The sequence below is a fragment of the Enterobacter sp. 5-4 genome (assembly GCF_000612205.1).
GTDB classification, from domain to species: domain Bacteria; phylum Pseudomonadota; class Gammaproteobacteria; order Enterobacterales; family Enterobacteriaceae; genus Enterobacter; species Enterobacter roggenkampii.
Genome location: NZ_JFHW01000016.1, coordinates 15716 through 38222 on the forward strand (window position 1 = coordinate 15716; position 22507 = coordinate 38222).

General features: G+C 56.9%; 19 protein-coding genes. 13 read left to right on the plus strand and 6 right to left on the minus strand.

Features of this window, described 5'->3' with window-relative positions; genetic code table 11:
- Positions 1-34 precede the first annotated feature (34 nt).
- From AA74_RS0109825 to AA74_RS0109835, 3 genes are all read left to right on the plus strand, one after another.
- Positions 35-799: an AraC family transcriptional regulator gene (locus AA74_RS0109825; protein ID WP_025912296.1), complete on the plus strand. Its 765-nt coding sequence runs from the start codon at positions 35-37 to the stop codon at positions 797-799.
- Positions 800-927: 128 nt separating this feature from the next.
- Positions 928-1590 (plus strand): fructose-6-phosphate aldolase, encoded by a 663-nt coding sequence (gene fsa, locus AA74_RS0109830; protein WP_021242818.1) that lies wholly within the window; start codon positions 928-930, stop codon positions 1588-1590.
- A 12-nt stretch (positions 1591-1602) separates the two neighbouring features.
- Positions 1603-2706, plus strand: a complete 1104-nt coding sequence (locus AA74_RS0109835; protein ID WP_008501794.1) for a glycerol dehydrogenase — start codon at positions 1603-1605, stop codon at positions 2704-2706.
- 91 nt (positions 2707-2797) lie between these two features.
- On the opposite strand, the gene katG is transcribed toward AA74_RS0109835, so the two are convergent.
- The 4 genes from katG to metB all read right to left on the minus strand — a co-directional run bounded on the left by katG (position 2798) and on the right by metB (position 9835).
- Positions 2798-4978 carry a catalase/peroxidase HPI gene (gene katG / locus AA74_RS0109840; protein ID WP_023293593.1) on the minus strand — a complete coding sequence of 727 codons (2181 nt, stop codon included), beginning with the start codon at positions 4976-4978 and terminating at the stop codon, positions 2798-2800.
- Positions 4979-5125: 147 nt separating this feature from the next.
- The gene (gene metF, locus AA74_RS0109845) at positions 5126-6013 is read right to left on the minus strand and encodes a methylenetetrahydrofolate reductase (protein ID WP_008501796.1); all 888 of its coding nucleotides are present in this window, start codon (positions 6011-6013) and stop codon (positions 5126-5128) included.
- A gap of 226 nt (positions 6014-6239) precedes the next feature.
- Positions 6240-8672: a bifunctional aspartate kinase/homoserine dehydrogenase II gene (locus tag AA74_RS0109850; protein ID WP_025912297.1), complete on the minus strand. Its 2433-nt coding sequence runs from the start codon at positions 8670-8672 to the stop codon at positions 6240-6242.
- A gap of 2 nt (positions 8673-8674) precedes the next feature.
- Positions 8675-9835, minus strand: a complete 1161-nt coding sequence (metB, locus tag AA74_RS0109855; RefSeq protein ID WP_025912298.1) for a cystathionine gamma-synthase — start codon at positions 9833-9835, stop codon at positions 8675-8677.
- 276 nt (positions 9836-10111) lie between these two features.
- Here metB and metJ point away from each other — a divergent pair, with 276 nt between their 5' ends.
- On the plus strand, positions 10112-10429 hold the full coding sequence (gene metJ, locus AA74_RS0109860; protein ID WP_003862042.1) for a met regulon transcriptional regulator MetJ: 318 nt from the start codon (positions 10112-10114) through the stop codon (positions 10427-10429).
- Positions 10430-10477: 48 nt separating this feature from the next.
- Here the strand turns inward: metJ and rpmE are convergent, their stop codons facing one another.
- A complete protein-coding gene (gene rpmE / locus AA74_RS0109865) occupies positions 10478-10690 on the minus strand; it encodes a 50S ribosomal protein L31 (protein WP_003862040.1) in 213 nt (70 codons plus the stop codon).
- Positions 10691-10890: 200 nt separating this feature from the next.
- Between rpmE and priA the strand changes: the two genes are divergently transcribed.
- From priA to rraA, 7 genes are all read left to right on the plus strand, one after another.
- Positions 10891-13086, plus strand: a complete 2196-nt coding sequence (gene priA, locus AA74_RS0109870; protein ID WP_025912299.1) for a primosomal protein N' — start codon at positions 10891-10893, stop codon at positions 13084-13086.
- Positions 13087-13205: 119 nt separating this feature from the next.
- Complete coding sequence (gene cytR, locus AA74_RS0109875; RefSeq protein ID WP_021242811.1) at positions 13206-14231, plus strand: DNA-binding transcriptional regulator CytR; 1026 nt, start codon at positions 13206-13208, stop codon at positions 14229-14231.
- 93 nt (positions 14232-14324) lie between these two features.
- Positions 14325-15314 carry a cell division protein FtsN gene (gene ftsN, locus AA74_RS0109880; RefSeq protein WP_025912300.1) on the plus strand — a complete coding sequence of 330 codons (990 nt, stop codon included), beginning with the start codon at positions 14325-14327 and terminating at the stop codon, positions 15312-15314.
- Between the two features lie 94 nt (positions 15315-15408).
- On the plus strand, positions 15409-15939 hold the full coding sequence (hslV, locus tag AA74_RS0109885; RefSeq protein WP_008501802.1) for an ATP-dependent protease subunit HslV: 531 nt from the start codon (positions 15409-15411) through the stop codon (positions 15937-15939).
- 9 nt (positions 15940-15948) lie between these two features.
- Positions 15949-17283: an HslU--HslV peptidase ATPase subunit gene (gene hslU / locus AA74_RS0109890; RefSeq protein WP_008501803.1), complete on the plus strand. Its 1335-nt coding sequence runs from the start codon at positions 15949-15951 to the stop codon at positions 17281-17283.
- 68 nt (positions 17284-17351) lie between these two features.
- Positions 17352-18272, plus strand: a complete 921-nt coding sequence (menA, locus tag AA74_RS0109895) for a 1,4-dihydroxy-2-naphthoate polyprenyltransferase (RefSeq protein ID WP_008501804.1) — start codon at positions 17352-17354, stop codon at positions 18270-18272.
- 92 nt (positions 18273-18364) lie between these two features.
- On the plus strand, positions 18365-18850 hold the full coding sequence (gene rraA / locus AA74_RS0109900) for a ribonuclease E activity regulator RraA (protein WP_008501805.1): 486 nt from the start codon (positions 18365-18367) through the stop codon (positions 18848-18850).
- Positions 18851-19433: 583 nt separating this feature from the next.
- On the opposite strand, the gene zapB is transcribed toward rraA, so the two are convergent.
- A complete protein-coding gene (gene zapB / locus AA74_RS0109910; RefSeq protein WP_023326318.1) occupies positions 19434-19673 on the minus strand; it encodes a septal ring assembly protein ZapB in 240 nt (79 codons plus the stop codon).
- Positions 19674-20083: 410 nt separating this feature from the next.
- Between zapB and AA74_RS0109915 the strand changes: the two genes are divergently transcribed.
- Together AA74_RS0109915 and glpK are read left to right on the plus strand one after the other, a co-directional pair.
- Complete coding sequence (locus AA74_RS0109915; RefSeq protein WP_014885705.1) at positions 20084-20929, plus strand: MIP/aquaporin family protein; 846 nt, start codon at positions 20084-20086, stop codon at positions 20927-20929.
- 21 nt (positions 20930-20950) lie between these two features.
- Positions 20951-22459, plus strand: coding sequence for a glycerol kinase GlpK (gene glpK / locus AA74_RS0109920; RefSeq protein WP_008501808.1), 1509 nt, complete (start codon positions 20951-20953; stop codon positions 22457-22459).
- Positions 22460-22507: the final 48 nt, after the last annotated feature.

A 22507-nucleotide genomic window follows, 5' to 3' on the forward strand; every position in this document is an offset into this window, starting at 1 on the left:
TTAGCGCCACCCGGCAAATTTCGGTAGTCTCCTTATGCATTCCGATATCACCCAGATTTTGACAGACCTGGTGAACCGCACGTTACCGCTGGGTCAGATTCATTTCTCAGCGCTGGCTGAACAGCATACCCGAACCTCTCCCTGCCTCGGCATTACCCTTGACACACCCTGCGAGGCGATTTTTTCTTTTTTTGGACAAATTACGCATCCTGCGCCTCACGCCCTGAGCATACATTTCGGTAAGCAGCAGCTTACAATCGAGTTACAGCATGACAATGTGCTCTTACAACAACTCCAGGTTGCCCGACGTGGTCCGCGAACGGGGGCTTTTCTTCTGCAAACGCTCACCGAATTACAGATGCAGCCAGAAGAGCAGGACACAGCAAGGCTGGTGGTTTTAAGCCTGCTCAGCCACTGCCGGGATCTGCTTGGAAGCGAAATTCACACCGACAGCCGCAGCCGGGCACTGTTCGAAGCCGTTCGGAGCTATATCGAAGAAAATTATGCCTCTTTGTTAACTCGCGAATCCGTGGCACAGGCGTTCTACATCTCACCAAACTACCTTTCCCATCTATTCCAGAAAGTCGGCAGCGTCGGATTCAATGAATATTTAACAAAAACGCGCCTGGAACATGCGCGTCAGCTGCTGAAAGGCTACGATCTCAAAATTAAAGATATCGCCACACGCTGTGGATTTACGGACAGCAACTACTTTTGCCGTCTCTTTCGCAAGCACACCGAACGTTCCCCTTCCGAATATCGACGCCAGTACCACAGCCAGCTGATCGCCAAAAAGTAGCATTGTGATCGCTCTCTCACTTCGCCAAGGACATTACATTTGTCCAGTATTTGGCAAAATTGACCTGTATTCGCCGCGCCTGGGTGCGCCGTATCCTTTATTCAACCTTTCTGACTTAAGGAAAAATAATGGAACTGTACCTGGATACCGCCAACGTGGCGGAAGTTGAACGCCTGGCGCGCATCTTTCCCATCGCGGGCGTCACCACCAACCCGAGCATCATTGCCGCCAGCCGTGAATCCATCTGGGACGTGCTGCCGCGCCTGCAACAAGCCATCGGGCCGGAAGGCACGCTGTTTGCTCAAACCATGAGCCGCGATGCCGAAGGCATGGTGGCAGAAGCCAAACGTCTGAGTAACGCCATTCCGGGCATTGTGGTGAAAATCCCGGTGACGGCTCAGGGACTTATCGCAATTAAGGCATTGAAAAAAGAGGGGATAACCACGCTGGGCACCGCCGTTTACAGCGCGGCGCAGGGCTTGCTCGCCGCACTCGCAGGGGCGAAATATGTCGCGCCGTACGTCAACCGCGTCGACGCGCAGGGCGGTGACGGCATTCGCATGGTTCAGGAACTGCAGTCCCTGCTGGAGCTGCACGCGCCGGACAGTAAAGTGCTGGCCGCCAGCTTCAAAACGCCGCGTCAGGCGCTCGACTGCCTGTTGGCAGGATGTGAAGCAATCACGCTTCCCTTAGACGTAGCGCAACACATGCTCGGTACGCCGGCGGTAGAGTCAGCCATAGAGAAGTTCGAGCAGGACTGGAAAAACGCGTTTGGTAACCTCAACCTCTAAGGGAGAACTGTTATGGACCGTATCATTCAATCGCCGGGGAAATATATCCAGGGCGCGGATGTGCTGACCCGTCTCGGCGACTATCTGAAACCCCTGGCAAACCGCTGGCTGGTCGTCGGCGATAAGTTTGTGCTGGGTTTTGCCGAAGAGACCCTGCGCCAGAGTTTTAAAAAAGCCGAACTGCATGCCGAAATCGCGCCGTTTGGCGGCGAATGTTCGCAAAATGAAATCGATCGCCTGAAAAAGCTGGCCGACAGCGCCGACTGCCTGGCGGTGCTGGGTATTGGTGGCGGTAAAACGCTTGATACCGCGAAAGCGCTGGCTCACTTTATGGACGTGCCGGTCGCCATTGCGCCGACTATCGCGTCCACCGACGCGCCGTGCAGCGCCCTTTCCGTTATTTACACCGACAGCGGCGAGTTCGATCGCTACCTGATGCTGCCGCACAACCCGAACATGGTCATTGTGGATACGAAAGTAGTAGCAGGTGCGCCTGCACGTCTGCTGGCCGCCGGGATTGGCGACGCGCTGGCGACCTGGTTTGAAGCACGCGCCTGCTCGCGCAGCGGCGCGACCACTATGGCCGGGGGTAAATGCACACAGGCGGCATTAGCGCTCGCCGAGCTGTGCTACAACACGCTGGTTGAAGAGGGTGAAAAAGCGATGCTGGCGGCGGAACAGCATGTGGTGACGCCTGCGCTGGAACGCATTATCGAAGCCAACACCTATCTCAGCGGCGTCGGCTTTGAAAGTGGCGGGCTGGCGGCGGCACACGCTATTCATAACGGCATGACGGCGGTGCCGGACGCGCATCACTTCTATCATGGGGAGAAAGTGGCGTTTGGTACGCTGACGCAGCTGGTGCTGGAAAACGCGCCGGTAGAAGAAATTGAGACCGTCGCGGCGCTTTGCCACAGCGTAGGGCTGCCGATCACGCTGGCACAGCTGAACATCAAAGAGGATATTCCGGCCAAAATGCGTCTGATCGCCGAAGCCTCTTGCGCGGAAGGAGAAACGATCCACAACATGCCGGGGGGCGTCACACCGGATCAGGTGTATGCGGCGCTGCTGGTGGCAGACCAGTATGGACAGCGATTCCTGCAGGAGTGGGAGTAATAAAAAAGCCGGGTGGCGCTGCGCTTACCCGGCCTACATGGCACTTTAATTTGTAGGCCGGGTAAGGCGTAGCCGCCACCCGGCACACTGGCTACTTCACGTCAAACCGATCCAGATCCATGACCTTCGCCCAGGCGGCAACGAAGTCGCGGACAAACTTCTCATGCGCATCATCGCTGGCGTAAACCTCGGCCAGCGCGCGCAGGACGGCGTTAGAGCCGAAGACCAGATCGGCGCGGGTGGCGGTATATTTCACTTCACCGCTGGTGCGATCGCTTCCGGCAAACAGCTCATTGGACTCATCGGTCGCCTTCCACTGCGTGTTCATATCCAGCAGGTTCACGAAGAAATCAGTGCTCAGCACGCCCTCACGGTTGGTGAACACGCCGTTCTTGCTGCCATCAAAGTTGGCACCCAGTACGCGCAGGCCGCCGATCAGCACCGTCAGTTCTGGCGCAGTCAGCGTCAGCTGTTGGGCTTTATCAATCAGCAGAGACTCCGTGGTGGACACATCCACCTGCGCACGGTAGTTGCGGAAACCATCGGCAATCGGTTCGAGCAGGTTAAACATCTCGATATCCGTCTGATCCTGACGCGCATCAACGCGGCCCGGCGTGAACGGTACGGTGACATACACACCTGCCGCTTTTGCGGCCTGCTCAACGCCTACCACGCCCGCCAGCACGATGATATCGGCCAGAGAGGCTTTGTTGGTGGTGCGCTGGATAGCTTCCAGGGCTGGCAGCGCGCGAACCGCCGCAGCGTTCACGTCCCAGTCACGCTGAGGCGCCAGCGCCAGACGCGCGCCGTTGGCACCGCCACGCTTATCGCCACCGCGGAAGGTCGAGGCTGACGCCCAGGCAACAGAAACCAGTTCGCTCACGGAGAGACCAGAGGCAGCGATTTCCGCCTTCAGGCTTTCAATGTCTTCTTTCGTCGGATTGAACACCGCCTGCGGCAGCGGGTCCTGCCAAATCAGATCTTCTTTCGGCACTTCCGGGCCAAGGTAACGCGATTTTGGCCCCATATCGCGGTGGGTCAGCTTGAACCACGCGCGCGCGAAGGCTTCGTTGAAAGCCTGCGGGTCGTTCAGGAAGCGGCGGGAAATCTTCTCGAATTCCGGGTCGAAGCGCAGCGTCAGGTCGGTGACCAGCATGGTAGGCTTGCGTTTTTTCGACGGGTCGAACGGATCGGGCATGATTTCCGGTGCATCCACGGCTTCAAACTGAATCGCCCCTGCCGGACTGCGGGTCTGTACCCATTCGTATTTGAACAGGTTCTCGAAGAAGTAGTTGCTCCACTGGGTCGGGGTTTGTGACCAGATAACTTCCAGCCCGGAGGTAATGGCATCAGCACCAACCCCCGTGCCGTGCGTGCTGGCCCAGCCCAGGCCCTGTGCTTCAATCGGTGAGGCTTCCGGGTCGGTACCCACGTGGGTGGCTTCACCCGCGCCGTGAGTCTTGCCGAGGGTGTGGCCGCCTGCAATCAGCGCGACGGTCTCTTCGTCGTTCATGCCCATGTTGCCGAAGGTCGCACGAATCGCTGCCGCCGCTGACAGCGGTTCACCGCTGGCGTTCGGCCCTTCCGGGTTCACGTAGATCAGGCCCATTTCGGTGGCTGCCAGAGGACGCTTAGCCAGCGCTTCCGGGTCACGGTGGGTCAGCCAGGCTTTTTCATCACCCCAGTTCACGTCCAGATCCGGTTCCCAGACGTCTTCACGCCCGGCACCAAAACCAAAGGTACGGAAGCCGGAGTTCTCCAGCGCCACGTTACCCGCGAGGATAAACAGGTCGGCCCAGGAGATTTTTTGTCCGTATTTTTTCTTGATAGGCCACAGCAGACGGCGCGCTTTATCCAGGCTTACGTTATCCGGCCAGGAGTTCAGTGGCGCAAAGCGCTGTTGACCGCGTCCTGCCCCACCGCGCCCGTCCACGGAGCGATAGGTACCCGCACCGTGCCACGCCATACGGATAAACAGGCCCGCATAGCTGCCCCAGTCGGCAGGCCACCACGGTTGAGAGTCGGTTAAAAGTGCTTTGAGGTCGCCTTTAAGGGCAGAGTAATCAAGCTTGCTGAATTCTTTGCGGTAGTCGAAGTCTTCACCCAGCGGGTTCGAACGATTGGAATGTTGGTTAAGAAGATCGATGCGGAGTTGTTTTGGCCACCAGTCGCGGCTGCCTGTACCTGCGCCCGCGCTGTGATCGACGCCGCCCTGATGGAACGGGCATTTGCCGACTGATGCCGCTTTATTGGTCTCGTCTGACGTGCTCATCGCTATGCTCCCTTTTACAGTGTTACCGTTACGATATACACCACTAGCAATAAGTTATAGTTGAATTAATCCACAGATTCGATAGCTGATACCTTTTAACTTTTTACCCTGTTAAAAAGCCCTCTATTTAAGAGGGCTTTTGGTGTTTTACGCGGGGCGAACGCCCAGAGTATGGCAGATGGCATAGCTCATCTCCGCGCGGTTTAGCGTGTAGAAGTGGAAGTCTTTCACCCCTTCACGGCTTAAGATTTTCACCATGTCCATCGCGATATTGGCCCCCACCAGCTTGCGGGTTTCCGGGTCATCGTCCAGACCTTCGTACATTTTGGACATCCACAGCGGAATGCGCACGTTGGTCATATCGGCGAATTTCTTCGCCTGTTTGAAGTTAGAGACCGGCAGAATGCCTGGGATAATTTCAACGTCGATGCCCGCGGAGACGCAGCGGTCACGGAAGCGCAGGTAGCTTTCGACATCAAAGAAGAACTGGGTAATGGCGCGGTTGGCTCCGGCCTCCACTTTACGCTTGAGGTTAAGCAGATCCGCCTGGGCGCTTTTCGCTTCCGGGTGAACCTCAGGGTAAGCAGCCACGGAGATATCGAAATCTGCCACCTCTTTCAGCAGCCCAACCAGGTCGGCCGCATACATCTCTGGCTTGCCGCTGCCGGGCGGGAGGTCGCCGCGCAGTGCGACAATATGACGGATGCCGTTATTCCAGTAATCCTGGGCGATGGCACGCAGCTCGTCGCGGGTAGCGTCGATACAGGTGAGGTGCGGCGCCGCTTCCAGACCGGTACGATCTTTGATGCCTTTAATGATGCTGTGCGTACGGTCACGCTCGCCAGAGTTCGCACCGTAGGTCACGGAGACAAACTTTGGTTTCAGGCTGCTGAGACGATCGATAGAGCTCCACAGGGTTTGCTCCATTTCACTGGTGCGCGGCGGGAAAAATTCAAAAGAGACGTTAATCTGACCGTTTACTTCGGCCAGGCTCTGGTTCAGTGCTTCCCGCTGGTTGGCGTGAAAAAAGCTCATACCCTACCCCTATCAATCGCGTGTCATTGTCTGTTGTGTTGTGAACTTCTATACGTTTAGACGTCCAGATGTAAAAATGACGGAAAAGCGGAGGGACGTCAATAGAAATAATCAACAATAACGGTGAGGTTTGCTCAGGGAAGATGAGGGAAATTCATGATGGGGGTGAGTGCATCAGACTGCACTCACCCTAACCCTCTCCCACAGGGAGAGGGAAATTGAGTTTTTACAGCAGCTTAGCCAGACGGTTGATGTCAGACTGGATCGCCCCGGCGGTGACGTCGCGCCCGGCGCCCGGGCCGCGGATCACCAGCGGGTTATCGCGGTACCAGCGGCTTTCGATGGCGAAGACGTTATCGCACGGCAGCAGCGCCGCCAGCGGATGCTCAGGACGCACCGCCTCGACACCGACGCGCGCTTTTCCGTTGGCCTCGAAACGCGCTACGTAGCGCAGCACCAGCCCCATCTCGTTCGCCGCTTCCAGACGCTGCACCATCTGCTCGTTAAGCTCTTCACCATTTTCAAAGAAATGATCCACAGAACCCTCTTCACAGCCGGCAGGCACCAGCGACTCGACGCGGACGGAATCCGGTTCGATGTCATAACCGGCTTCGCGCGCCAGGATCACCAGCTTACGCATCACGTCTTTACCGGAGAGGTCAACGCGCGGATCGGGTTCCGTTAAGCCCTGCTGCCACGCCTGATCCACCAGGTCAGTGAACGGCACGGTGCCGTCAAACTGCAGGAACAGCCAGGAGAGCGTACCGGAGAAGATACCGCTCAGCGCCAGAATGCTGTCGCCGCTTTCAATCAGGTCGCGCACGGTGTGGTTTACCGGCAGGCCCGCGCCCACGGTGGCGTTATACAGCCAGTGACGGCCGGTTTTTTCAAACGCGTCGTGGATCTGGCGGTATTTATCGGTGCTGCTTGCCCCCGCCAGTTTGTTCGCACTGATGACGTGGAAACCGTGGCTGGCGAAATCAAGATACTGATCGGCAAGCTGTTCGCTGGCGGTCACGTCCAGCACCACCAGATCGTCATACGGGTGCGCACGCATCCACAGGAACAGCGACTCTTCATCCTGCTCGACGGCTTCATCATTAAAGAAGGCAAGCGCGCGGCTGGCATCCAGCCCTTCGTAGTTCAGCAGGCTGCGGCGGCTGTCCACCACACCTGCGAGAATGAATTCGAACCCGGTACGCGCCGAAAGCGTGACCTGTTCGCGGGCAAACAGCTCCAGCCAGCGGGAACCGATGTTACCTTTACCAAACAGCACCAGGCCGATGCGTTTTTCCGCGCGGAACAGCGAGGTATGCAGACCCTGAATCAGGCTTTCGGTTGGCCCTTTGCGCAGAACGGCCACCAGGCTAATGCCCTCTTCCGACTGCCAGGTGAACTCCACCGGCTGGCCTTTCAGCTGCTGCCAGAAGCGGTGGCAGTGCAGCGGGTTACGGGTGACGCCCGCGCCCACCATCGCCACCAGCGCCAGCCCCTGACGCAGGCGAAGCTCGCCCGGCAGGCCGGCTTCATCCAGAATTTTCAGCGCGCTGTCCGCCACTTCTGCGGTATAGCAGAACTGCAGCAGCTGGCGGTCATTGTGAACACCCACGGCCAGCGGACGCACCTGGGCGCGTTTCAGGATCGTGTCGATCTCTTTATGCGCCAGCCTGAAGTCCTGGCCCGCAGGCACCTGGAATTCAATCAGGCAGATGTCGTCGTGGCTGGTGACAATACGCGCCCCGGTACCGGACGCCAGCACGCGCTCAATGCGCGTGGAGCCTTGATCCGGGGTGTAGCTGCAGCGCAGCTGGAGGTCGATATCACTGCCGGAAACCGGCTGCAGCGTGCGCGCGTGCAGCACTGGTGCGGCCAGACGCGCCAGTTCGCTGGCTTCATCCAGGCGCAGCAGCGGCAGCAGGCAGGCATCTTTTACTTTGCGCGGGTCCGCGCTGTAAACACCGGCCACGTCGCTCCAGATGGTGACGCGGGACACGCCCGCCAGCGCACCGATTTGCGTTGCCGAGTAGTCGGAGCCGTTACGGCCCAGCAGCACGGTTTCACCCGCGTTGCTGCGGCTGATAAAGCCGGTAACCACAATGCGTTTGCCCGGGTGCTGCACCAGCAGCTGCTGCAGCAGCGGGTAGGATAACCCTTCATCCACCTGCGGCTGCGCGGCGCGTTCGGCACGCAGGAAATCACGCGCGTCGAGCCAGGCGGCGTCCACGCCCAGGTGTTGCAGAACCGCAGCCATCAGGCGCGCGGACCATACTTCACCGTGGCCCACCACTTCGGCATACACCGCATCGTTAATGCCGCTGTCCAGCAGGGCGGCCAGACGCTCAAGATCGTGCGTGAAGGCGCTGATCAGCCCGTCCGCCACGTCCGCAGGCAGCAGGCCGGCAATCAATTCGCTCTGATAGCGACGTAATGACTGTTGCACCTGATGCGCAGAAAGGCGATCGGTCTGGCTCAGTTTCAGCCAGCTAATCAACTGGTTGGTGGTGCTGCCCGCCGCCGAGACAACCATCATGTCACCCGGCTGTGAATATTCCGTCATGATCCCTGCGACACGCAGGTAACATTTCACATCAGCAAGACTACTACCACCAAACTTGTGCAGCTGACGACCCTTCGCCCCTGCCTGCGCTATCACACTCATGATTACCCCTTGGCTGCGATCCGGAAGCCATTTTCCAGATCGGCAATTAAATCTTCAGAATCTTCAATACCGGTTGAGATCCGTAGCAGCGTCTCAGAAATCCCGGCGGCGGCACGTGCTTCGGGTGCCATACCTGCGTGCGTCATGGTCGCGGCGTGGGAGATCAAGCTTTCAACCCCACCTAAGGATTCCGCCAGCGTAAACAATGACAGCCCGCTCAGGAAGCGACGCAGCGTTTGCTCGTCACCGTCCAGTTCAAAACTTAACATCGCGCCAAACCCTTTCTGCTGGCGCGCGGCAATCTCGTGCCCCTGGTTTTCCGGCAGCGACGGGTGGTACAGCTTCTTCACCAGCGGCTGGGTTTTCAGGAAGTCGACAATCGCCTGAGCATTACGCTGCGCCACGTCCATGCGCGGCGACAACGTACGGATGCCGCGCAACAGCAGGTAGCTGTCGAAGGCGCCTGCGGTGACGCCAATATTATTGGCCCACCATGCCAGTTCGGTGACAACGTCAGGATCTTTGGCAATCACCACACCTGCCACCACGTCAGAATGGCCGTTCAGATATTTAGTGCATGAATGCAACACCAGATCGGCACCCAGTGCGAGTGGGTTCTGAAGGGCCGGACTGAGGAACGTATTATCCACTACACTTATCGCTCCCGCATCCCTTGCGAGCTGACAAATTTTCGCAATATCGACAACGCGCAACAATGGATTGCTTGGACTTTCTACCAGAACCAGCTTCGGTTTCTCTGCCAGCGCCTGTTTCAGCGCCTGTTCATCGTTTTGATCGACAAACAGCACGCGATAGCAGCCGCGTGTTGCCAGGCTATCAAACAGGCGATAGCTGCCGCCGTAGCAATCGTGCGGCGCAACCAGCAGGTCGCCGGGTTTAAGGAACACCGTGGTCACCAGGTGAATGGCGGACATCCCCGTGTTGGTTAATACGGCGCCTGCGCCCCCTTCCAGCTCGGCCAGCGCGCGCTGGGTTACATCACGCGTAGGGTTGCCACGACGCGAGTAGTCATGCGCACGGGGTTCATTAAATCCGGTGAAATTGTAGGTACTGGAAAGATGAATGGGCGGGACAACGCAGCCGTACTGCTCGTCATCATTTAATCCGCTACGCACTGCGATAGTGGCCTGTTTACGCGTCATGGTGAGGGCTTCCTGGCGAATGAGGTGAAAAGTCAGGCACCAGAGTAAACATTGAAAGTATGGACGTCAATACATCTGGACATCTAAACTTCTTTGCGTATAGATTGAGCAATGCGCAAATAGCCGTTAAAATTATATGCTTTAGTGCACGCTGCAGCGGCAATATCCGTGCCACGGTATCGTCTCTACGGTAAACTAGGCAAGATTGCGGTTCAAAACGGGTGGTTACCGGTTTTGCACCTTTAGATAAATGACTGAGAGGATTAAAGGTATCTCATGGCTGAATGGAGCGGCGAATATATCAGCCCATACGCTGAGCACGGTAAGAAGAGTGAGCAAGTAAAGAAAATTACGGTTTCCATTCCTCTGAAGGTGTTGAAGATCCTCACCGATGAACGTACGCGTCGTCAGGTGAACAACCTGCGCCACGCAACCAACAGCGAACTGCTGTGCGAAGCGTTTCTGCATGCGTTTACCGGTCAACCGTTGCCGAACGATGACGATCTGCGCAAAGAGCGTAGTGATGAAATCCCGGAAGAGGCGAAGGTGATCATGCGTGAACTGGGTATTGACCCGGAGACGTGGGAATACTGAGAAGCGGATACAAAAAAGGCACCTTGCGGTGCCTTTTTTTCGGGAAACTTATTTAGCGCCCGGGATGCTGAAACGCTTGTTGAAGCGGTCAACACGGCCACCGGTTGCAACATCACGCTGCTTACCAGTGTAGAACGGGTGGCATTTGCCGCACACGTCCAGGTTCAGATCGTGACCCACGGTAGAGCGGATCTGGATAGAGTTACCGCAAGAACAGTTTGCAGTAATCATTTCGTATTTCGGGTGAATATCTTTTTTCATGGGAGAACCTCAGTTAAGGCCGCGTCGCTCTTCCAGCCCTAACGCCAGACACCACGCGATGTTGATTGTAAGTTCTTTGGCGTAAAGTACACCAAAGGCGGCGAATCATACAGAATTTGACCAACGTATGCAAACTGATCCGCACGCCGCTTTTACTAATGTGTATACTAACGCGCCACTTTTCAAGTCAGGAAGATTCGATGCCCGTCGCTCACGTTGCCCTGCCCGTTCCGCTTCCCCGCACCTTTGACTATCTGCTGCCCGACAGCATGAGCGCCAAAGCGGGCTGTCGCGTGACCGTGCCGTTTGGCAAACAGCAGCGCGTGGGGATCGTCGTCTCCGTCAGCGATAAGAGCGAACTGCCGCTTAACGAACTGAAATCGGTCGTTGAGGTGCTGGACAGCGAGCCCGTCTACTCCACCAGCACCTGGCGACTGCTGCTGTGGGCGGCGGATTATTATCATCACCCCATCGGCGACGTCCTGTTCCACGCCCTGCCAATTATGCTGCGTCAGGGCAAGAGCGCCAGCCATGCGCCGATGTGGTACTGGTTTGCCACGGAGGAAGGCCAGGCCGTCGACATCAACAGCCTGAAGCGCTCGCAGAAACAGCAGCAGGCGCTGGCGGCGCTGCGTCAGGGGAAAATCTGGCGGCATCAGGTCGACGAGCTTGAGGTCAGCGAAACGGCGCTACAGGCATTAAGAAAAAAAGGGCTGAGCGACCTGGCAAGCGAGGCGCCTGCCCTTAACGACTGGCGGGAGAGTTTCTCCGTTTCAGGGGATCGCCTGCGTCTGAATACCGAGCAGGCCACCGCGGTAGGCGCAATTCATAGCGCCTCCGATCGTTTCTCTGCCTGGCTGCTGGCGGGGGTCACCGGTTCCGGCAAGACCGAAGTTTACCTGAGCGTGCTGGAAAACGTGCTCGCGCAGGGCAAACAGGCGCTGGTGATGGTGCCGGAAATTGGCCTGACGCCGCAAACCATCGCCCGATTCCGCGAACGCTTTAACGCGCCGGTTGAGGTGCTGCACTCAGGCCTGAATGACAGCGAGCGACTCAGCGCCTGGCTGAAAGCGAAAAACGGCGAAGCGGCGATTGTGATCGGCACCCGCTCGTCGCTGTTCACGCCGTTTAAAAATCTTGGCGTTATCGTGATCGACGAAGAGCACGACAGCTCCTATAAACAGCAGGAAGGCTGGCGCTATCACGCCCGCGATCTGGCCGTCTACCGCGCGCACAGCGAGCAAATTCCCATTGTTCTGGGATCCGCCACGCCTGCGCTCGAAACGCTGCACAACGTGCGCCAGCGTAAATACCACATGCTGCGCCTGACGCGTCGCGCGGGGAATGCCCGTCCGGCCATTCAGCACGTGCTGGATTTGAAAGGCCAGCAGGTCCAGGCGGGGCTAGCGCCCGCGCTTATTACCCGCATGCGCCAGCATTTGCAGGCGGGGAATCAGGTCATTCTGTTCCTCAACCGTCGCGGATTTGCACCCGCCCTGCTGTGCCACGACTGCGGCTGGATTGCCGAATGCCCGCGCTGCGATCACTACTACACCTTCCATCAGGCCCAGCGTCATTTGCGCTGCCACCACTGCGACAGCCAGCGTCCGGTGCCGCGCCAGTGCCCGTCGTGTGGCTCAACGCATATTGTGCCGGTCGGTCTGGGGACGGAACAGCTGGAGCAAGCGCTTGGGCCCTTTTTCCCGGACGTGCCGATTTCGCGTATCGACCGGGACACCACCAGCCGCAAAGGCGCACTCGAACAGCAGCTGGCGGAAGTGCATCGCGGTGGCGCGCGCATCCTGATTGGCACCCAGATGCTGGCCAAAGGCCACCACTTCCCGGACGTGACGCTGGTCGCCCTGCTGGACGTGGACGGCGCGCTGTTCTCGGCAGATTTTCGTTCAGCCGAGCGCTTCGCCCAGCTTTACACCCAGGTTGCCGGACGTGCAGGACGCGCCGGTAAACAGGGCGAAGTGGTGTTGCAAACGCACCATCCGGAGCACCCGCTGCTGCAAACCCTGCTGCACAAAGGCTATGACGCCTTTGCCGAGCAGGCGCTGGCCGAACGCCAGACCATGCAGCTACCGCCGTGGACCAGCCACGTCATCATCCGCGCGGAAGATCATAACAACCAGCAGGCGCCACTTTTCCTGCAGCAGCTGAGAAACCTCCTGCAGGCCAGCCCGCTGGTGGATAGTCAGCTGTGGATTTTGGGCCCGGTGCCTGCCCTCGCGCCAAAACGCGGCGGCCGTTTCCGCTGGCAGATCTTGCTCCAGCACCCCTCGCGCATTCGTCTTCAGCATATTGTTAGCGGCGCGCTGGTGCTGATTAACACCCTGCCCGAAGCGCGAAAAGTGAAGTGGGTCCTGGACGTCGACCCTATCGAAGGCTGAAGCTGGATCGAAAAATTTAACGCTCCTCACACTTTTTATGAAAATTCTGTAACCGATTCCATTAACTATCTGTAAAAATGGTGATGTCAGAAGTTCGGTGTTCAGGCGAGGAGAAGACGTTGAAGTCCAGGAAAGAGGTTGCGACTGCGACCATGAAAGACGTTGCCCAGAAAGCACAGGTCTCTACGGCAACAGTATCCCGCGCATTAATGAACCCGGATAAAGTCTCCCAGGCGACCCGTAACCGGGTGGAGCAGGCTGCGCTTGAAGTGGGCTATTTTCCGCAGGCAATGGGACGTAACGTCAAACGCAACGAGTCGCGCACCATCCTGGTGATTGTGCCGGACATCTGTGACCCTTTCTTTAGCGAGATTATCCGCGGTATTGAAGTCACCGCGGCGGAACAGGGGTACCTGGTGCTGATTGGCGACTGCGCCCATCAGAACCAGCAGGAAAAAACCTTCATCGACCTCATTATCACCAAGCAGATCGACGGCATGCTGCTGCTTGGCTCTCGCCTGCCCTTTGATGCCAGCATCGAAGAGCAGCGTAATTTACCGCCGATGGTGATGGCCAACGAGTTTGCGCCGGAGCTGGAGCTGCCGACGGTCCATATCGATAACCTTACCGCCGCGTTCAACGCCGTAAACTATCTCCAGGAGCTGGGGCATAAGCGTATTGGCTGCATCGCCGGGCCGGAAGAGATGCCGCTGTGTCACTACCGTTTGCAGGGTTACGTTCAGGCGCTGCGCCGTACCGGCGTGACCGTCGATCCGCACTACATTGCGCGCGGTGATTTTACCTTCGCTGCGGGTGGACAGGCGCTGGAGAAACTTCTGGACCTGCCTGAGCCGCCAACCGCCGTATTTTGCCACAGCGACGTGATGGCGCTGGGCGCATTATCGTATGCCAAACGCCGCGGCCTTCGCATACCGAAAGATTTATCCATCATCGGTTTCGATAATATTTCGCTTTCGGAATTTTGCGATCCGCCGCTCTCAACGGTCGCTCAGCCGCGCTACCAAATCGGCCGCGAAGCGATGCTGCTTCTGCTGGATCAGCTTCACGGTCAAACAGTTAGCAGCGGCTCACGGTTGCTGGACTGCGAACTGATCGTCCGAGGCACGACCCAGGCATTGACTTAAAGTAAACGTCTTTCGGATACCCTTATCTGGTCAAAGCCCCGCCGCTTAAGTAACATGGCGGACTGACGAACGAATAAATACAGCGAAACGATAGTGGCACAACGAGATTATGTACGTCGCGGCCAGCCGGCACCTTCGCGACGCAAAAAGAGTAGCTCAAGAAAAAAGCAACGTAACCTGCCTGCTGTCTCGCCAGCAATGGTCGCTATTGCTGCGGCTGTAGTCGTCGCCTTTATTGGTGGCCTGTACTTTATCACGCACCATAAAAAAGAAGAGTCTGAGGCGCTTCAGGCCAGTAAAGTCGCCGGAAATGGCCTCCCTCCGAAGCCTGAAGAGCGCTGGCGCTATATCAAAGAGCTGGAAAGCCGTCAGCCTGGGGTACGTGCGCCAACCGAACCTTCTGCGGGTGGTGAAGTACAGAATGCGAATCAGCTGACGGATGAACAGCGTCAGCTGCTGGCACAAATGCAGGCCGATATGCGCCAGCAGCCTACGCAGCTGAACGAAGTGCCGTGGAATGAGCAGACGCCGGAACAGCGTCAGCAAACGCTGCAGCGTCGCCAGGCACAACAGCAGATTCAGCAGCAACAGCAGTGGGCGCAAACCCAGCCGGTACAGCAGCCGAAGGCACAGCCGCGGGTAACGGAACAGCCGTATCAGCAGCCGACGCGTACGGTGCAGTCTCAGCCTGTCCAGCAGCAGCCTAAAGCGCAGCAGCAGAAGCAGGCGGCTCAGCCGTATCAGGATCTGCTCCAGACGCCAACGCATACCACAGCGCAGCAGCCGAAAACGCAGCAGGCCGCGCCGGTCACGAAAGAGACCGAAGCGCCGAAGCAGACGGCGGAGAAAAAAGACGAACGTCGCTGGATGGTACAGTGCGGTTCGTTCAAAGGTGCGGAGCAGGCGGAAACGGTGCGCGCGCAGCTGGCCTTTGAAGGGTTTGATTCGCGTATTACCACCAATAACGGCTGGAATCGCGTGGTGATTGGTCCGGTCAAAGGCAAAGAAAATGCCGATGGCACCCTTTCTCGTTTGAAAATCGCCGGTCACACAAACTGCATTCGACTCGCCTCCGGGGGTTGAAACCCCCAAAATCCCCCCCATCTATCATTTAATTCAGCCCTGGGCACAGGCTCAGGGCTTCTGTTTCCCGATTCTGTAACCAGGGGGTCTGCTCGTGACAACAATAGTAAGTGTACGCCGTAACGGCCATGTGGTAATCGCCGGTGATGGCCAGGCCACGCTGGGTAATACCGTCATGAAAGGCAACGTGAAGAAAGTGCGTCGTCTCTACAACGACAAAGTGATCGCCGGCTTTGCAGGCGGCACGGCAGATGCCTTCACGCTGTTTGAACTGTTTGAACGTAAACTGGAAATGCACCAGGGTCATCTGGTGAAAGCCGCCGTTGAGCTGGCAAAAGACTGGCGTACCGACCGCATGCTACGCAAGCTCGAAGCGCTGCTGGCGGTCGCTGATGAGACCGCATCGCTTATCATCACCGGTAACGGTGACGTGATTCAGCCGGAAAATGACCTGATTGCCATCGGCTCTGGCGGCCCTTATGCCCAGGCTGCTGCCCGCGCACTGTTGGAAAATACCGACATGAACGCGCGTGATATCGCGGTGAAGGCGTTGGATATTGCAGGTGATATCTGCATCTATACCAACCACAACCACACCATCGAAGAATTGACCTCCAAAGCGTAAGGATCTCCCATGTCTGAAATGACCCCACGCGAAATTGTCAGCGAACTGAACAAACACATTATCGGCCAGGATAACGCCAAGCGTTCCGTGGCTATCGCCCTGCGTAACCGCTGGCGTCGTATGCAGCTTGACGAAGAGCTGCGCCACGAAGTGACGCCGAAAAACATTCTGATGATCGGCCCGACCGGCGTCGGTAAAACCGAAATCGCCCGTCGTCTGGCGAAGCTGGCCAACGCACCGTTCATCAAAGTTGAAGCCACCAAGTTCACCGAAGTGGGCTATGTGGGTAAAGAAGTGGACTCCATCATCCGCGATCTGACCGACTCGGCGATCAAAATGGTGCGTGTCCAGGCGATTGAGAAAAACCGCTATCGCGCGGAAGAGATGGCCGAAGAGCGCATTCTCGACGTGCTGATCCCACCGGCAAAAAACAACTGGGGTCAGGCTGAACAGCAGGCGGAACCGTCCGCTGCGCGTCAGGCGTTCCGCAAAAAACTGCGTGAAGGCCAGCTGGATGATAAAGAGATTGAGATCGATCTCGCTGCCGCGCCAATGGGTGTGGAAATCATGGCACCTCCGGGCATGGAAGAGATGACCAGCCAGCTGCAGTCCATGTTCCAGAACCTGGGCGGTCAGAAGCAAAAAACGCGTAAGCTGAAAATCAAAGACGCGATGAAGCTGCTGATTGAAGAAGAAGCGGCGAAGCTGGTGAATCCGGAAGAGCTGAAGCAGGACGCTATCGACGCGGTTGAGCAGCACGGTATCGTGTTTATCGACGAAATCGACAAAATTTGTAAGCGCGGCGGCAACAGCTCCGGCCCGGACGTGTCCCGCGAAGGCGTTCAGCGCGACCTGCTGCCGCTGGTTGAAGGCTGCACCGTCTCAACCAAGCACGGCATGGTGAAAACGGACCACATCCTGTTTATCGCATCAGGTGCCTTCCAGGTTGCCAGCCCGTCGGATCTGATCCCGGAACTGCAGGGCCGTCTGCCTATCCGCGTTGAGCTGCAGGCGCTGACCACCGAAGATTTCGAACGTATCCTGACTGAGCCAAACGCCTCTGCTACCGTACAGTACAAAGCGCTGATGGCAACCGAAGGCGTGAACCTCGAGTTCACCGAAGACGGTATCAAACGTATTGCCCAGGCTGCATGGCAGGTGAACGAAACCACCGAAAACATCGGTGCGCGTCGTCTGCATACCGTGCTGGAACGCCTGGTGGAAGATATCTCTTACGACGCGAGCGATCTGAACGGTCAAACCGTTACCATTGACGCAGAATATGTGAGTAAACATCTGGATGCGTTAGTGGCAGATGAAGATCTGAGCCGTTTTATCCTATAATCGCGGTTACTGGATTCTCATCACGTTTAATGGGGGCTAATGCCCCCATTTTTATTGGCTAAATACTTATGACTGACATCAGCCGTACTCAGGCGTGGCTCGAAAGTCTGCGCCCTAAAACACTCCCTCTGGCCTTTGCCGCGATTATCGTCGGTACGGCGCTTGCCTGGTGGCAGGGTTATTTCGATCCGCTGGTTGCCGCGCTGGCATTGATTACCGCCGGCCTGCTGCAAATTCTCTCCAACCTCGCCAACGACTATGGCGACGCGGTGAAAGGCAGCGACAAACCTGACCGTATCGGGCCGCTGCGTGGGATGCAAAAAGGGGTGATTACCCAGGCGCAGATGAAGCGCGCGCTGATTATCACCGTGGTGCTGATCTGTTTATCGGGTCTGGCGCTGGTGACAGTGGCGTCTAAGACCCCCAGCGATTTTATTGGCTTCCTGGTGCTGGGTTTATTGGCCATTATCGCAGCCATCACCTACACCGTCGGCACGCGTCCTTACGGCTACATTGGGCTCGGGGATATCTCCGTACTGGTGTTCTTCGGCTGGCTGAGCGTGATGGGAAGCTGGTACTTACAGGCGCATACGGTGATCCCTGCGCTGTTCCTGCCTGCGACCGCCTGCGGTCTGCTGGCGACCGCGGTGCTCAACATCAACAACCTGCGCGATATCGACAGCGACCGGGAGAACGGCAAAAACACCCTGGCGGTCCGTCTGGGGCCGGTGAATGCGCGTCGCTACCATGCCTGCCTGCTGATGGGTGCCCTGGTCTGCCTGGCGCTGTTTAACCTGATTTCCCTGCACAGTCTGTGGGGCTGGCTGTTTGTGCTTGCCGCGCCGCTGCTGATTAAGCAGGCCCGTTTTGTGATGCGTGAACGCAGCCCGGCCGCCATGCCGCCGATGCTGGAGCGCACGGTAAAAGGCGCGCTGCTGACTAACCTGTTGTTCGTCATCGGGATTGTCTTAAGCCAGACGCTCAGTTAGCTGACAAATATCAATTAACAATTGATGATTTTGCCAACAACGCATTTCGCACGATATACTGAACACATTCGCAGCAACTGAGCGTTAAACCTATGAAATACGATACCTCCGAGCTTTGTGACATCTACCAGGAAGATGTCAACGTCGTTGAACCGCTGTTCTCCAACTTTGGTGGGCGGTCGTCGTTTGGCGGACAGATCGTCACGGTGAAATGTTTCGAGGATAACGGGTTGTTGTACGATCTGCTCGAACAGAACGGCCGTGGCCGCGTACTGGTGGTCGATGGCGGTGGTTCCGTACGCCGCGCATTGATTGATGCTGAACTGGCCGGTATTGCCGCACAAAACGAGTGGGAAGGCATTGTGGTGTACGGTTCCGTGCGTCAAGTGGATGATCTGGAAGACCTGGATATCGGGATTCAGGCCATCGCGGCCATACCGGTAGGGGCGGCAGGTGACGGCATCGGCGAAAGCGACGTGCGCGTTAACTTCGGCGGCGTGACCTTCTTCTCCGGCGACCATCTCTACGCCGATAATACCGGCATTATCCTTTCCGAAGATCCGCTGGATATTGAGTAATAAAACTGTAAGCGTGGACCATAAAAAAACCGCCAACAGCAATGTGGCGGTTTTTTTGTCCCTCGGGATTCGCGGTCCGTTGGGAAGGCTTGCAACCTTTGACCAGGGTTTTTATCTTACCCTGATTCAAATCTCAGGTAATCCCCTCGACCCTTTATAAATTCCTAATTATCTATACAGACCTTAACTACGCTGCTGTTGCTTACTATGATGCTGCGTCCCTTTCCGCCATCTCGCACATGGGCATCGGTCCAGGGAAAGGTGTCTTCACAACCGTAAAGCAACCCTTGATCAGGCTTGTGTCCACCGACTTATCACCGGTGGTGAACGGTGGAGCGGTTAGCTGCAGGGACCGCATAATGAAACGCTATTTATGTATCGCGTTCATTGTCGCCAGCGTACTCGTTGTAAAGAGTGATGAACCGAATGTGTTCGTTGCTTTTACTATGATAGCGCAGGACAAGTAGCGTTAAGGCCGCCTCTGGCGGCCTTTTTTATGGTGATCGCCGACTGACATCAAACCATAAAAAAAGCCGGGTGGCGGCTTCGCCTTACCCGGCCTACTCATTAATCCCAATGGGAATTAAACCTCTTCCATACGTCCCAGCAGCGCCTGCAGGCGATCCTGCCAGCCGTTCTGCTGTTCGCGCAGCTGGTTGTTTTCGCGCTCCAGTTCTTCGCGGCTGTGCTGCGCGTTCTGTACTTCCTGCGCCAGGCTGCTGTTCTTCTCTTTCAGCTCTTCAATTTCCATCTGCAGCAGGGTGATGGTGTCAATCGCCTGCTGTACTTTCGATTCCAGTTTCTCAAACACTTCTAAAGACATGATGCTACCTCTCCTGAATTGCAAGGCGACGCTTTAACATAAACGCGCACGACATATACCGTCGATTGTATGGAGCGCGGCGCTCTGTGTCCAGCGACACACCGCGCAGATCGCGGTTTGCAACACTTTTAGGTCTGGTCCTGGTGCGTTCGCGTCATATACCCCTAAATTGTTAACTGATTCGTTAATGAAATGATTCAGCTCACATTCCTGTACTGATCCTGTACTGCTGCAAAAATGTGCTTTATGGCGCGAAAACGCTCATTTTATTGACGCAGACCACACATTTCGATTTCGATATTTCTCGTTTTTGCTCGTTAACGATAAATTAACACTATGTCTACAGGGCATCGTGGCTGTCACGGGCGGCCATGCTAACAATAAACATCAATTTCTTCAGGATTCCGATTATGAGTCAGACATCAACCTTAAAAGGCCAGTGCATTGCCGAGTTCCTTGGTACCGGGTTGTTGATATTCTTCGGAGTGGGCTGTGTCGCTGCACTGAAAGTGGCGGGTGCCAGTTTTGGTCAGTGGGAAATCAGTATCATCTGGGGTCTGGGCGTGGCGATGGCCATCTACCTGACTGCAGGGGTGTCTGGTGCACATCTTAACCCGGCGGTGACTATCGCACTGTGGCTGTTCGCGTGCTTCGACGGACGCAAAGTAGTTCCTTTCATTCTTTCTCAGTTTGCCGGCGCGTTTTGCGCAGCGGCGTTAGTTTACGGGCTTTATTACAATCTTTTCATCGACTTCGAACAGACGCATCATATGGTGCGCGGCAGCGTCGAAAGTCTGGATCTGGCAGGCATCTTCTCAACCTATCCAAACCCGCATATCAATTTTGTGCAGGCGTTCGCAGTTGAAATGGTGATTACCGCTATTCTGATGGGCGTTATCCTGGCGCTGACCGACGACGGAAACGGCATTCCGCGCGGCCCGCTGGCCCCACTGCTGATTGGCCTGCTGATTGCGGTGATTGGTGCCTCCATGGGCCCGCTGACCGGCTTCGCGATGAACCCGGCGCGTGATATCGGACCTAAAGCGTTCGCCTTTATCGCAGGCTGGGGCGACGTCGCCTTCACCGGTGGCAAAGACATTCCTTACTTCCTGGTACCGCTGTTTGCGCCAGTTGTCGGGGCTGCGCTGGGTGCGTTCAGCTACCGCAAATTAATTGGTCGCCATTTACCGTGCGATACCTGTGTGGAAGAGGAGAAGGAAACGACTTCTACCGCACAACAAAAAGCTTCGCTGTAATCTGACTACGGGACACATACCATGACCGAAAAAAAATATATCGTTGCGCTCGACCAGGGCACTACCAGCTCCCGCGCTGTCGTAATGGATCATGACGCGAACATCGTCAGCGTGTCACAGCGCGAATTTGAGCAAATTTATCCTCGTCCAGGCTGGGTCGAACACGACCCAATGGAGATCTGGGCGTCACAAAGCTCCACGCTGGTCGAAGTGCTGGCAAAAGCCGATATCAGTTCCGACGAGATTGCCGCGATTGGAATCACTAACCAGCGTGAAACGACGATTGTCTGGGAACGTGAAACCGGTAAGCCTATTTACAACGCCATCGTCTGGCAGTGCCGCCGTACCTCTGAGATCTGCGAGCAGCTGAAGCGCGACGGCATGGAAGAGTACGTGCGCAGCGCCACCGGTCTGGTGGTTGACCCGTATTTCTCCGGCACAAAAGTGAAGTGGATCCTCGACCACGTGGAAGGTTCACGCGAGCGTGCAAAACGCGGCGAGCTGCTGTTCGGCACCGTCGACACCTGGCTTATCTGGAAGATGACCCAGGGACGCGTCCACGTCACCGACTACACCAACGCCTCGCGTACCATGCTGTTCAACATCAACACCCTGGAGTGGGATGACAAGATGCTGGACGCGCTGGATATCCCACGTGCGATGCTGCCTGACGTGCGCAAGTCTTCTGAGGTTTACGGCCAGACCAACATCGGCGGTAAAGGCGGCACCCGTATTCCTATCGCCGGTATTGCCGGTGACCAGCAGGCGGCGCTGTTCGGCCAGCTGTGCGTCAAAGAAGGGATGGCGAAGAACACCTACGGCACCGGCTGCTTTATGCTGATGAACACCGGCGAGAAAGCGGTGAAATCAGAAAACGGCCTGCTGACCACCATCGCCTGTGGACCACGCGGCGAAGTGAACTATGCCCTGGAAGGCGCGGTGTTCATGGCCGGTGCGTCTATCCAGTGGCTGCGCGACGAGATGAAGCTGATCAGCGATGCGTTCGACTCCGAGTACTTCGCGACCAAAGTGAAAGACACCAACGGCGTGTACGTGGTGCCTGCATTCACCGGTCTGGGCGCGCCGTACTGGGATCCGTATGCACGCGGCGCAATTTTTGGCCTGACGCGTGGCGTTAACTCTAACCACATTATTCGCGCCACCCTGGAATCCATCGCCTACCAGACGCGCGACGTGCTGGAAGCGATGCAGGCGGACTCCGGCATTCGTCTGCACGCCCTGCGCGTGGACGGCGGTGCGGTAGCGAATAACTTCCTGATGCAGTTCCAGTCCGACATTCTGGGCACCCGCGTTGAGCGTCCTGAAGTGCGTGAAGTCACGGCGCTGGGCGCGGCATACCTTGCCGGTCTGGCGGTAGGCTTCTGGCAGAACCTGGACGAGCTGCAGGAAAAAGCGGTGATCGAACGCGAATTCCGCCCGGGCATCGAAACCACCGAGCGTAACTTCCGCTACAGCGGCTGGAAGAAAGCGGTGAAACGCGCCCTGGCGTGGGAAGAGCACGAAGAGTAATCATATATTCCCTCTCCCCTGGGGAGAGGGTCAGGGTGAGGGGGGCGC